Genomic DNA, 12694 nt, shown 5'->3' with positions numbered 1-12694 from the left:
GTGGCTCGCCGCAAGAAACCTCGAATTATCATTAATTGCTTGGAATCGCTATTGGCGCCGCTGCCAGCGTCCCCGCTCGTCGGCCTGCCAGTAGGTGACCTCGAAGCCGCGGGCCTTGCAGGCGGTCCAGCTTTCCCGCGCCGCCGCCACCGCGTCCGGGTCGTCGCCGTTGAACACCAGAACCAACCGCTCGTAGCTGTCGCAGTCGGCCGGCAGCGCCGCATTGTCGACCAGAAAGCGGACATTGGCCCGGTTCGGGTTGCCCTCCTCGATCGACAGGATGATCGGCTGGTCCTGCGCGTCGCCGACCCGCCAGGTCGCATGCGGCAGAAACGAATCGTCGCTGTAGGTCCAGAGATGTGCATCGAGCGCCTCGGCGCGCTCCGGCGACGTCGACTGCACGACCACGCGCCAGCCGCGCTCGAGCGATTTCTCGAGCAGCGGCGGCAGCACGCTCTCCAGCGTCATGTTCTGCAAATGGTAGAACAGAACCTCGGTCATGCGCCGATTGCCGTCTCACTTCTTCTCATAATACTCCGAGACCAGGCGTTCGAGCAGGCGAACGCCGTAACCCGAGCCCCAGCTCTGGTTGGTGTCGCTCTTCGGCGCGCCCATCGCGGTGCCGGCGATGTCGAGATGCGCCCACGGCGTGCCGTCGACGAAGCGTTGCAGAAACTGCGCCGCGGTGATCGAGCCGCCGTTGCGGCCACCGGTGTTCTTCATGTCGGCGAACTGCGAATCGATCTGCTTGTCGTATTCGGGGCCGAGCGGCATGCGCCAGACCTTCTCTCCGGTCTGAAGTCCCACCTTGGCGAGGCGCTCGGCGAGTTCGTCATTATTGGAGAACATGCCGGCATGATCGGTGCCGAGCGCGACCATGATCGCGCCGGTCAGCGTCGCAAGATCGACCATGAATTTCGGTTTGAACTTCTTCGCGACGTACCAGAGCACGTCGGCGAGCACGAGGCGCCCCTCGGCGTCGGTGTTGATGATCTCGATGGTCTGGCCGGACATCGAGGTGACGATGTCGCCGGGACGCTGCGCATTGCCGTCGGGCATGTTCTCGACGAGGCCGATGGCGCCGACCGCGTTGACGCGGGCCTTGCGCGCCGCGAGCGCATGCATCAGCCCGACCACGCAGGCCGCGCCGCCCATGTCGCCCTTCATGTCCTCCATGCCGCCGGCCGACTTGATCGAGATGCCGCCGGTGTCGAAGCAGACGCCCTTGCCGACGAAGGCGACCGGCGTCTCGTTCTTCTTGCCGCCGTTCCAGCGCATGATCACGGTGCGGCCGGGCCGTGCCGATCCCTGCGCGACGCCGAGCAGTGCGCCCATGCCGAGCTTGGTCATCGCCTTGACGTCGAGCACCTCGACACTGACGCCGAGCTTACGCAGCTGGCTGGCGCGGCGCGCGAACTCCTCGGGATAGAGCACGTTCGGCGGCTCGTTGACGAGCTCACGCGCCAGGTTCACGCCATCGACGGTGAAGGAGCTCGGCGCAAACGCCCTCTTGGCGGCAGCGGCGTCGGCGACGGCGATCGAGACGTCGGCCCGCACCGCGCCGTCCTCGTCTTTCTTCTTGGTCTTGTAGCGGTCGAACTTATAGGCGCGCAGCCGGATACCGGTGGCGATCGCGGCCGCCTGCTCCGCCGTCATGGCCCCCTCCGGCAGTTCGGCGATCACAGTCATGGAACGGTTGGCCGAGGTGAGCTTGCCCGCCGCGACGCCGCCGAACTTGAGAAAATCCTTCTCCTTGAGCTCCGACGGCTTGCCGGCGCCGATCACAATCAGCCGTTCCGCCTTGAGTCCTTCCGGCGCCAGGATGTCCAGCGCCGCACCGCTCTTGCCCTTGAACTGGTTCGCGGCGGCGGCCCGCTTGACCGTCTCGGTGGCGGCCCCCAGCGCCTTCACGGTCGCGGCGCCGAGCTTCAATTGTTCGTCGCAAAAGGCGACCACAATGCCGCGCGGAGACACAGCGAATGGGGCAAAGCCGACCTTGACGGCGTCGGACATAGGAAAATCCTCCAGATTTCAGGGTGTTGGTCGGACCTGAAGCGGCCCTCTGCGGCACACGGATGAGCGATGCGATAGCGGACCGGAGCGCACCCGATCAAGCTTGCGCCACACTATGACCTGTCGGCCGCGCCGCTGCCAAGCGCCGGAGTGGCCGGAAGGTCACAAAAGCGAATAATTAACCATAAATTAAGCGCGCCTTGGCGCGGCCATTTTGTTGACGGATCAAAGGGATGGTACAAAGCGAGTGAGCCGGACGGATCCGCGGCTCGACCATAGGGGAACCCGGGTTGACGGGGGTGGTCGAAATGCCGTGCGTTTTGGCGCGCCAAGGGGTCGTGCGGGTGTGATGGGGTCCATCGACAAGTACATTTTCAAGACGACCCTGGCGTCGTTTGCGCTTGTCCTGGTCAGCCTCACCGGCGTGATCTGGATTACGCAGGCGCTGCGCGGCATCGACCTGATGACCAGCCAGGGCCAGACCATCCTGACCTTCCTCGGCATCACCGGCCTCGTGATTCCCGCTCTGGTCCTGATCATCGCGCCGATCGCGCTGATGATCGCGATCTCGCACACGCTGAACAAGCTCGCGACCGATTCCGAGATCATCGTGATGAACGCAGCCGGCTTCTCGCCGTTTCGGCTGTTCCGGCCCTTCTTCTATGCGACCTGCGTGGTGGCGGCGCTGGTGGCCTTCATCGGCGCCTATCTCGCGCCTGACGGCATGCGCCGAATCAAGCAGTGGGACGCCGAGATCACCGCCGACGTGCTGACCAACATCCTGCAGCCCGGGCGGTTCGCCCAGCTCGACCAGAACCTGACGATCCGAATCCGCGAACGGCTGCCCGGCGGCGTGCTCGGCGGCATCTTCGTCGATGACCGGCGCGATCCGCAGGAGCGCGTCACCATCATCGCCGATCACGGCACGGTGCTGAAGAACGAGAGCGGCTCCTATCTCGTGCTGGAGGACGGCAATCTCGAGCGATTCCAGGTCGGCAAGCGCGATCCGGCGCTGGTCGCCTTCGGCCGCTATGCCTTCGACATGTCGAAATTCTCGCAGAACCGCGACGTCACGCTCGGCATCCGCGAACGCTATATGTGGGAGCTGATGTGGCCGAAGGAGGACGATCCGATCTATCAGCAGCTGTCTGGCCAGTTCCGCGCCGAGCTGCATGACCGCTTCATGGCGCCGCTCTATCCGTTCGCGTTCGCCGCGCTCACCTTTGCCTTCCTCGGCGCGCCGCGCACCACGCGCCAGAGCCGCAATTTCTCGATCGGCGGCTCGGTCTTCGCCGTGTTCGGCCTGCGCATGATCGGCTTCGCCTGCTCCGTCGTCACGGTGAAGAACCCGCTGGCCGCGGTGGTGCAGTACCTGATGCTGTTCGGCGGCATCGGCGTCGGTATCTGGATGATCGTCGGCGGCGTGGTTGTCGAGCCGCCGGCCGCGCTGATGGAGCAGATCAACCGCAACAACGAGCGCATCGCGCGCTTCTTCCGCAGGCCCGCCACCGCATGAGCATGGTGACAAACACGCTCGGGCGCTATTTCGCCGGCCGATTCGTGGTCGCGGCGGTGGGCGTGTTCGCCAGCATCTTCGTGCTGCTGGTGCTGGTCGACTACATCGAGATGGTGCGCAAGACGTCGGGGCTGGTCTCGGCGTCCGCGATCACGGTCGCGGAGACCTCGCTGTTCCGGGTGCCGCAGCTGCTCGAGAAGCTGATGCCGTTCTGCGTGCTGATCGGCGCGATGACCTGCTACCTCGCGTTGTCGCGCAGGCTCGAGCTCGTCGTGGCGCGCGCCGCCGGCGTCTCGGCCTGGCAGTTCATCTCGCCGGCGCTGGCCAGCGCGCTGCTGCTCGGCTTCATCGCGACCACTGCCTACAATCCGATCTCGGCCAATCTGCGCGAGCTTTCCAAGCGGATGGAAGCCGAGCTGTTCGGCTCGACGCCGGGCGGCGGCATCCAGGATGCCTCCGGGTTCTGGCTCAATCAGGTCAACGATGAAGGTCAGGCGATCATCAACGCGGCGCGCAGCGAGCAGCAGGGCGTGCGGCTGACCGGGCTGACGGTGTTCCGATTCGACACGGCGTTGCAGTTCAGGGACCGAATCGAGGCCCGCGAGGCAACCCTCGAAGAGGGGCGCTGGGTGTTCAAAGGGGTACGCCGATACACCCTGGACAAGGCGCCGGTGGACCAGGACACCTTCTATCTGACCACCACCCTCACCCCGGCCCAGGTGCGCAACAGTTTCTCCACCCCAGAAACTGTGTCGTTTTGGCAACTACCGAGCTACATCCGTTCGTCGGAAAGCTCGGGGTTCGCGACCGCCGGCTATCGTTTGCAGTATCACAAGCTCATCGCGCAGCCATTTTTGTTGGCTGCGATGGTGATGTTGGCGGCTTCTGTGAGCCTCCGCTTCTTCCGGATGGGCGGCGTGCAGAAGATGGTTTTGAGTGGCGTGGGTGCAGGCTTTCTGCTCTACGTTCTGTCGAAAGTAACTGAGGATTTGAGCAAGGCTGAGTTGATGCATCCCATCGCTGCGGCGTGGTTGCCTGTCGTTGTGGGCGGCCTCACCGGTTTTATGGCCTTGCTGTATCAGGAGGACGGGTAGTGGCAGACGTCGCCGCCCGCCAGATGAGCACGCCTGCGTTCAGGCGGCGCAATCCCCTGCGCCGTCAACGTAGCCGCATGGCCGCCTTCGGCGCCTCGCTCTCCGCCCTGATTGCCGCGTTTGTCGTGGTGAGCGCGCTCGGCATTGCCACGCCGACGCCGGCCGCCGCGCAGGGCTTCACCTACAACCCGCGTCCGCCGAAACCGCCCCGGCCGCCAGCCAAGAACGACGGGCAGATGCTCGTTCAGGCCACCGAGGTCGATTACGACTACAACAACAGCCGCATCTCGGCGGTCGGCAACGTGCAGATGTTCTACAACGGCACCAGCGTCGAGGCCGACAAGGTCATCTACGACCAGAAGACCAAGCGTCTTCATGCCGAGGGCAACATCCGCATGACCGATGCGGAAGGCAAGATCACCTACGCCAACATCATGGATCTCAGCGACGACTACCGTGACGGTTTCGTCGATTCGCTGCGCGTCGACACCGAAGACCAGACCCGCATGGCGGCGACCCGCGCCGACCGCTCCAGCGGCAATTACACCGTGTTCGACAACGGCGTTTATACCGCCTGCGCGCCCTGTAAGGACGATCCGAAGAAGCCGCCGCTCTGGCAGGTCAAGGGCGCGCGCATCATCCACAACCAGCAGGAGAAGATGCTCTATTTCGAGAACGCCCAGATCGAGTTCTTCGGCGTTCCGATGGCGTATCTGCCCTACTTCTCGACGCCCGACCCGACCGTGAAGCGCAAGAGCGGCTTCCTGATGCCGGGCTTCACCTCGTACACGGCGTTCGGGTACGGCGTCGAAGTCCCCTATTATTTCGCGCTCGCGCCCGACTTCGACGCGACCTTCAACCCGCGCTTCACCACGAAGCAGGGCGTGCTGCTGCAGGGCGAATTCCGCCAGCGCCTGCAGGACGGCGCCTATCAGGTCCGCCTCTACGGCATAGATCAGACCGATCCCGGCGCGTTCAAGGGCCTGCCCGGCGACCGCCAATTCCGCGGCGGCATCGAGACCAAGGGCCAGTTCGCGCTCAACGACAAATGGACCTGGGGCTGGGACGGCGTGCTGCTGTCCGACTACTACTTCATGTCCGACTACCGGCTCGCCCAGTACAAGGATCCGTTCGGCTCGTTCATGTCGCTGCCGACGGAAGCGATCTCGCAGCTCTATCTGACCGGCGTCGGCAACCGCAGCTTCTTCGACGCGCGCACGATCTATTACCTCAGCTTCTCCGGTAACCAGAACCAGGTCCCGGTGGTCGCTCCGGTGATCGACTACAACAACGTGATCAACAGTCCGGTGCTCGGCGGCGAGTTCAGCTACAGGTTCAACTTCACCAACCTGACCCGTGAAACCGCGGTGTTCGATCCGATCACGACGCTCGCCAGCACCAGCGCGCTGTGCAGCCTCACGTCCGCCGATCCGCTGGCGCGGACGCCGTCGCAGTGCCTGCTGCGCGGCATGCCGGGCACCTACACCCGCCTGACGGCGGAGGCGCAGTGGCGCAAGTCGTTCACCGACCCGTTCGGCCAGATCTGGACGCCGTTCGCCAGCGTGCGCGCCGACGCCATCAACGCCGATATTTCGAATCAGCCGGGCGTGTCCAACTTCCTGCCGGTCGGCGACACCCAGACGGTGCGCTTCATGCCGACCGTCGGCCTCGAATACCGCTACCCCTTCATCAACGTGCAGCCGTGGGGCACGACCACCGTCGAGCCGATCGCCCAGGTCATCATCCGGCCTAACGAGCCCAACGCCGGCAGGCTGCCGAACGAAGACGCGCAGAGCCTGGTGTTCGACACCAGCAACCTGTTTGCGGTCGACAAGTTCTCCGGCTACGACCGCGTCGAGGGCGGCAGCCGCGCCAATGTCGGCGTGCAGGCGACGACGCAGTTCGATCGCGGCGGCAGCATCAAGGCGATGTTCGGCCAGTCCTACCAGCTGTTCGGGCTGAACTCGTTCGCGGTTGCCGACGTCACCAATACCGGCGTCGACTCCGGCCTGCAGAACCCGCGCTCGGACTATGTCGCAAGTCTCGCCTATTCGCCCAACAGGACCTTCACGTTCAGCGTGCGCTCGCGCATGGATGAGGCGACCTGGAACGTCAACCGGTTCGAGGCTCAAGGGACCGCCAACTTCGATCGCTGGTCGGTCAGCATGATGTACGGCAACTATGCGGCCCAGCCGGAACTCGGATACCTGACGCGCCGCGAGGGCATTCTCACCAGCGGGTCGGTCAAGGTGGCGTCGAACTGGGTGCTCCAAGGCGCCGCGCGCTGGGACCTTGAAGCGAACAAGATCAACCAGTATGTGGTCGGCGCAGGCTACGTGGACGACTGTTTCGTGCTGGCTGCCAACTATGTCACGTCCTATACTTACGTGGCCGGGACCGCGCCGCCCACGCTTAGCCATGCTTTCATGTTCCAGATTGGCCTGCGGACCATCGCGCAGTCGTCGCTGACGAACAGCGCGACCGGCGTCCAGTAGCGCGGAGCCTGCGATGCCCGCGGCTCCGGGCTTGAATAGGGTTTAGACCGCTGAAATGACCATGACGACCGCTTGGCTGCCAACTCGCCGCACGTCGCTCCTGCCGAGTTCGCTGCTCGCCCTCGTCCTCCTGCTCGGAGGCGGCGTCCCGCTCTACGCCCAGACCATTGCCGTGATGGTCAACGGCGAACCGATCACCAATTTCGACATCGAGCAGCGCGTCAAGCTGAATACGCTCTCCGGCGCCAAGGCTCCGGATCGAAAAGCCATTCTCGACGAGCTGATCGACGAGAAGGTGAAGATCAAGGAAGCCAAGAAATTCGGCGTCGATCCCTCCGCCAGCGACGTCGATCAGTCGTTCAACGGAATGGCGCAGCGGATGCGGCTGTCGGGCGACCAGCTCACCAAGGTGCTGGAGAGCAAAGGCATCCGGCCGGACACGCTGAGGCAGCGCATCAAGGCCGACATGGTCTGGAGCAACCTGGTACGCGGCCGCTTCAAGGAGAGCCTGCAGGTCGGCGAAAAGGACGTCGCCGCCGCGGTCAAGGAGGCCGGCGGGTCCGCCGAAGCCGAAGCCTTCGAGTACCGGATGCAACCGGTGGTCCTGATCGTGCCGCGCGGCGCGCCGCAGTCCGAATACGACGCACGGCGCAAGGAAGCCGAGAGCCTGCGCGAACGCGTGACCAGTTGCGAGGAAGCCAACTCCTACTTCAAGTCGATGCGCAACGCCGCGATCCGCGAAATCGTCGTCAAGACCTCGGCCGACCTGCCGCAGGCGCTGCGCGACATCCTCGACAAGACCGCGATCGGCCATCTCACCGCGCCCGAGGTCACCAAGCAGGGCGTCGAAATGGTCGCCCTGTGCGGCCGCAAGGCGACCACCGTGGACACGCCCAAGAAGCGTGAGGTGCGCGACAAGATGTACGTGCAGAAGTACGAGGCGAAGTCGAAGGCCTATCTCGCGGAAGTCCGCAAGGCCGCGATGATCGAATATCCAGGCGGGAAATAATCGACTATCGTTCCCGCATGGCAAGACCTCTCGCGCTGACATCCGGCGAGCCCGCAGGCATCGGACCCGACATCACCCTCGCCGCCTGGCAGCGCCGCAACGAACTCGATCTGCCGCCGTTCTATCTGCTTGGCGACCGCGCCGCGCTTGCCGAGCGCGCCAAAGCGCTCGGGCTCGCGGTCGAGTTCGCCGATGTCGGCCCCGACGAGGCAGCCTCGGCGTTTTCGCGCGCCCTGCCCGTCGTTGCGACCGGCAAGGCGGCGACGGCGCGGCCGGGCGCGCCTGATGACACCAGCGCCGCCGCTGCGCTCGCCTCGATCCGCCAGGCGGTCGCCGACGTCAGGTCCGGCAGGGCCGCCGCCGTGGTCACCAATCCGATCGCCAAGAACGTGCTGTACCGCGCCGGCTTCCGCCATCCCGGTCACACCGAATTTCTCGCCGAGCTTGCGGCCTCCGGCGGAGCGACGCCGCAGCCGGTGATGATGCTGTGGTCGCCGGCGCTCGCGGTGGTGCCGGTGACGATCCATGTTTCGGTGCGCGAGGCGCTGGCGCAACTGTCGACCGATCTGATCGTGTCGACCGCGCGCATCGTGGTCGCGGACATGACGGCGCATTTCGGCCTCAAGGCGCCGCGGCTGGCGATCGCGGGCCTCAACCCGCATGCCGGCGAGGATGGCACGCTCGGCATGGAGGACATCGAGATCATCGCGCCGGCGGTCGAGATCCTGCGCCGCGGCGGCGTCGACGCCAGAGGCCCGCTGCCGCCGGACACCATGTTCCACGCCGCCGCGCGCAAGACCTATGACTGCGCGATCTGTCCGCTTCACGACCAGGCGCTGATCCCGATCAAGACCGTGGCGTTCGAGGACGCGGTCAACGTCACGCTCGGGCTGCCCTTCATCCGGACCTCGCCGGATCACGGCACCGCGTTCGACATCGCCGGCACCGGCAAGGCCAATCCCTCGAGCCTCGTCGCCGCGCTGCGGCTCGCCGCGCGCATGGCGTCGAGCTCATGATGCGATCGCACGGAATCGCATCATGAGCTCGACTCTTCTCTTGAGCATGATCTTCTCGGAAAACCGGTTTCCACTTTTCCGGATCATGCTCTCGTGAGCGCGATCGACGATCTGCCGCCGCTGCGCGACATCATTCGCGAACATCAGCTGTCGGCGCGCAAATCGCTCGGCCAGAACTTCCTGCTCGATCTCAACCTCACCGCGCGGATCGCCCGCGCCGCCGGGCCGCTCGACGACGCGACGGTGATCGAGGTCGGCCCCGGCCCCGGCGGATTGACGCGCGCGCTGCTCGCGCTCGGCGCCAAACGTGTGATCGCGATCGAGCGCGACGAGCGGGCGATTGCCGCGCTCGACTACATCGTGAAGCGCTATCCCGGCCGCATCGAGATCGTGCATGGGGACGCGCAGCATTTCGATCCTCGCCCGTTGCTTGATGGCGGCAAGGCCAAGATCGTCGCCAATTTGCCCTACAACATCGCGACCCAGCTGCTGGTCGACTGGCTGTCGATCGAGCCGTGGCCGCCCTGGTACGACACGATGGTGCTGATGTTTCAGCGCGAGGTCGCCGAACGCATCACGGCGCACGAGGACGAGGAGGCCTATGGCCGCCTCGCGGTGCTCGCCAATTGGCGCGCCGAGACCAAGATCCTGTTCGACATTTCGCCCGCGGCCTTCGTGCCGCCGCCGCAGGTCACCTCGTCGGTGGTGCGCTTGATCCCGCGCGCCGCGCCCGAGCCGTGCGACCGCCGCATGCTCGAGCAGGTCGCGGCGGCCGCGTTCGGCCAGCGCCGCAAGATGCTGCGCCAGAGCCTGAAATCGCTGTCCGCCGATCCTGCCCGGCTCGCCGCCGCCGCCCGGATCGACGCGACGCGGCGCGCCGAAACCATTCCGGTGACGGGCTTTGTTGCCATGGCCCGTGAATTGGCCGATATACGGTCGACAAAATAGAAAACATCAGGAGAAACGTAATGGCGCGCATGGTTCGCCAATCCCTCGTCAAGTTCGATGCGCCGCTGTGCGAGACCATCGTCGACACGCCCAAACCGCAGGGCCGCGAGGTGCTCGTCCGCATCGAGCGCTGCGGGCTGTGCCATTCCGATCTCCATATCCAGGACGGCTACGCCGATCTCGGCGGCGGCAAGAAGCTCGACACCACCCGCGGCATGACCCTGCCCTTCACGCTCGGCCATGAGATCGCCGGCGTCGTCGACGAGGTCGGCCCCGATGCGCCAACGGGCCTGATCGGGACCAAGAAGGCGGTCTTCCCGTGGATCGGCTGCGGCCAGTGCCGCGACTGCCTCGCCGGCGATGAGAACCTCTGCGTCAAGCAGCGCTTCCTCGGTGTCTCCATCGACGGCGGCTTTGCCACCCACGTGCTGGTGCCCGACGCAAAATACCTGCTCGACTATGATCCGCTGCCGGTCAATCAGGCCGCGACGCTGATGTGCTCCGGCGTCACCGCCTATGGCGCGCTGAAGCGCCTGGTCGACCGTCCGCGCCAGCGCAACCTGCTGCTGATCGGCCTTGGCGGCGTCGGCATGATGGGCCTGTCGTTCGCGCAGGCGATGTTCAAGCAGAACATTGCGGTCGCCGATCTCAGCCCCGCGGCGCGCGAGACCGCGCTCAAGAACGGCGCCGCGGTTGCCTACGACCCGGCCGAGCCCGACGTGGTCAAGCGCATGCTGAAGGAGAGCGACGGCGGCTTCGACGGCGTGGTCGACTTCGCCGGCAATGAGAAGTCGATGGCGTTCGCGGTCTCGACGGTGGCGCGCGGCGGCAAGGTCGTGGTGTCCGGCCTGATGGGCGGCCAGTTCACGCTGCCGATGGTGCAGTGGGTCTACAAGCGCATGACCATCGAGGGCTTCATGGTCGGCACGCTGGCCGAGGGCCAGGAATTGATGGCGCTCGCGCGCGCCGGCAAGATCAAGCCGACGCCGATGAAGGAAGAGCCGATGGCCGACGTCCAGAAATGGATCGATGAGTTGCGCGCCGGCAAGGTGGTCGGCCGCATTGTCCTGAAGAACTAGCCGCGGGTCACGTCGCACGTACTGTGTGCGGTCGTGTGACGTGCGCAATTGGTCGCGCCTCCCGGCATCTGACACCTGCTTTTTTCTGCTCGGACTCGCTGGTATTCTACCGGCGAGGCTGAGAGGTACCGGGGCATGCGCGGGGCTGCGCGACGCAGGAGCCTGGCCGTGGCGGCGCTGCTTGCGCTGCTGTTGCCGGCGTTGATTGGCGCGGCTCACGCGGCCGCGGAAAAGCGCATTGCGCTGGTGATCGGCAACTCCGCCTACCAGAACGTCACCCGGCTCGATAACCCCCGCAACGACGCCGTCCTGATGGCCGAGACGCTGGCCGGCCTCGGCTTCACCCTGATCGGTGGACGCGCCCAGCTCGATCTCGACAAACCGTCGATGGATATCGCGGTCCAGAGTTTTGGCCGCCAGGTCCAGGGCGCCGACGTCGCGCTGTTCTATTACGCCGGCCACGGCGTGCAGGTCGCCGGCTCGAACTACCTGGTGCCGATCGGCGCCAACGCCACCCGCGAGGCCGACGTCGATTTCCAGATGCTGGATGTCAACCTCGTGCTCAGGCAGATGCAGGGTGCCGGAACGCGGCTCAACATGGTGATCCTCGACGCCTGCCGCAACAACCCGTTCGGCGGCCGCGGACTGCGCGCCGCCGACGGCGGCCTCGCCCAGATGCGCGCGCCCGAGGGCACGCTGATCTCCTATGCGACGCAGCCCGGCAACGTCGCGCAGGACGGCACCGACGGTCACAGCCCCTACACAAAGGCGCTGGCGGCGACGATCAAGCAGGCCGGCCTCGACATCTTCCAGACCTTCAACCAGGTCGGGCTCGCGGTGAAACGCGCCACCGGCGGCTCGCAACAGCCCTGGGTGTCGTCCTCGCCGATCGACGGTACCTTCTACTTCGTGCCGCCGAGCGCACCGGCCGCGCCGCAGGTCGCCGTCGCGCCGCCGCCGGATCCGCAATTGCCGAGCACGCTGCGGCCTGATCCCGACCGCGTTCCGATCAACGACGCGGCGCTGCTGCGCGAGCTGAGCGACCGGCTCTACGAGCACAATTTCGATCCCGACCCGTCCGACAGCAAGAACGGCATGCGCGCCGCGATCAGCAAATTCCAGGAGAAGGTCGCGATGACGCCGACCGGCGAGGCCACCGAGGGCGTACTGACGCGGCTGCGCAAGATGGAGGACCTCAGCCCGTGGGGCTCGATCGTCTACGGTCCCGACATCGACAAATTCGGCATCTCCTGGAAGCATTCGTCGCGCCGCGCCGCGGTCGAGGACGCGCGCAGCAAATGCGGCGGCGCCAAATGCACCCTCGAACTTTCCTTTTACGGCTCGCGCTGCGGCGCGTTCGCGGCCTCGAGCAAGTCCTGGTCGCTGATCCAGCGCGACACGCTCGATCGCGCCAAGACCGCCGCGCTTGACGAATGCGGCCGAGCCGGGAAATCTTGCCGCATTATCGATGCCGTCTGCGCCAACGGCTTTGGACATTGAATTTTGCTCGCAATGACATTGGAC

10 protein-coding genes are annotated in these 12694 nt (G+C 65.6%); 8 read left to right on the top strand and 2 right to left on the bottom strand.

Going from position 1 to position 12694, the window contains the following annotated elements; translation table 11 throughout:
* Window positions 1-48: 48 nt before the first annotated feature.
* Window positions 49-501 (bottom strand): DNA polymerase III subunit chi, encoded by a 453-nt coding sequence (locus XH93_RS19350; protein WP_139482962.1) that lies wholly within the window; start codon window positions 499-501, stop codon window positions 49-51.
* Window positions 502-516: 15 nt separating this feature from the next.
* Window positions 517-2013 carry a leucyl aminopeptidase gene (locus XH93_RS19345; protein ID WP_194474771.1) on the bottom strand — a complete coding sequence of 499 codons (1497 nt, stop codon included), beginning with the start codon at window positions 2011-2013 and terminating at the stop codon, window positions 517-519.
* A gap of 349 nt (window positions 2014-2362) precedes the next feature.
* On the opposite strand from XH93_RS19345, the gene lptF reads away from it, so the two are divergent.
* The 8 genes from lptF (at window position 2363) to XH93_RS19305 (ending at window position 12670) form a co-directional block, all read left to right on the top strand.
* A complete protein-coding gene (lptF, locus tag XH93_RS19340; protein ID WP_139483070.1) occupies window positions 2363-3529 on the top strand; it encodes an LPS export ABC transporter permease LptF in 1167 nt (388 codons plus the stop codon).
* Window positions 3526-4623, top strand: a complete 1098-nt coding sequence (gene lptG, locus XH93_RS19335) for an LPS export ABC transporter permease LptG (protein WP_139482964.1) — start codon at window positions 3526-3528, stop codon at window positions 4621-4623. The genes lptF and lptG overlap by 4 nt, the downstream gene beginning before the upstream one ends.
* Before the next feature lie 77 nt (window positions 4624-4700).
* The gene (locus tag XH93_RS19330) at window positions 4701-7118 is read left to right on the top strand and encodes an LPS-assembly protein LptD (protein ID WP_244622283.1); all 2418 of its coding nucleotides are present in this window, start codon (window positions 4701-4703) and stop codon (window positions 7116-7118) included.
* A 61-nt stretch (window positions 7119-7179) separates the two neighbouring features.
* Window positions 7180-8127 carry a SurA N-terminal domain-containing protein gene (locus XH93_RS19325; protein WP_139861214.1) on the top strand — a complete coding sequence of 316 codons (948 nt, stop codon included), beginning with the start codon at window positions 7180-7182 and terminating at the stop codon, window positions 8125-8127.
* Between the two features lie 17 nt (window positions 8128-8144).
* On the top strand, window positions 8145-9143 hold the full coding sequence (gene pdxA / locus XH93_RS19320) for a 4-hydroxythreonine-4-phosphate dehydrogenase PdxA (protein ID WP_194474770.1): 999 nt from the start codon (window positions 8145-8147) through the stop codon (window positions 9141-9143).
* 93 nt (window positions 9144-9236) lie between these two features.
* Window positions 9237-10091, top strand: coding sequence for a 16S rRNA (adenine(1518)-N(6)/adenine(1519)-N(6))-dimethyltransferase RsmA (rsmA, locus tag XH93_RS19315; RefSeq protein ID WP_194474769.1), 855 nt, complete (start codon window positions 9237-9239; stop codon window positions 10089-10091).
* A 20-nt stretch (window positions 10092-10111) separates the two neighbouring features.
* The gene (locus tag XH93_RS19310) at window positions 10112-11170 is read left to right on the top strand and encodes an alcohol dehydrogenase (protein ID WP_194474768.1); all 1059 of its coding nucleotides are present in this window, start codon (window positions 10112-10114) and stop codon (window positions 11168-11170) included.
* A 135-nt stretch (window positions 11171-11305) separates the two neighbouring features.
* Window positions 11306-12670 carry a caspase family protein gene (locus XH93_RS19305; protein ID WP_194474767.1) on the top strand — a complete coding sequence of 455 codons (1365 nt, stop codon included), beginning with the start codon at window positions 11306-11308 and terminating at the stop codon, window positions 12668-12670.
* The last annotated feature ends 24 nt before the right edge of the window (window positions 12671-12694 follow it).

Source organism: Bradyrhizobium sp. CCBAU 51753 (assembly GCF_015291565.1).
Taxonomy (GTDB): Bacteria; Pseudomonadota; Alphaproteobacteria; order Rhizobiales; family Xanthobacteraceae; genus Bradyrhizobium; species Bradyrhizobium ivorense.
The sequence above is the reverse complement of the archived record's forward strand: the minus strand, read 5'-3'. Positions and strand labels throughout refer to the sequence as shown.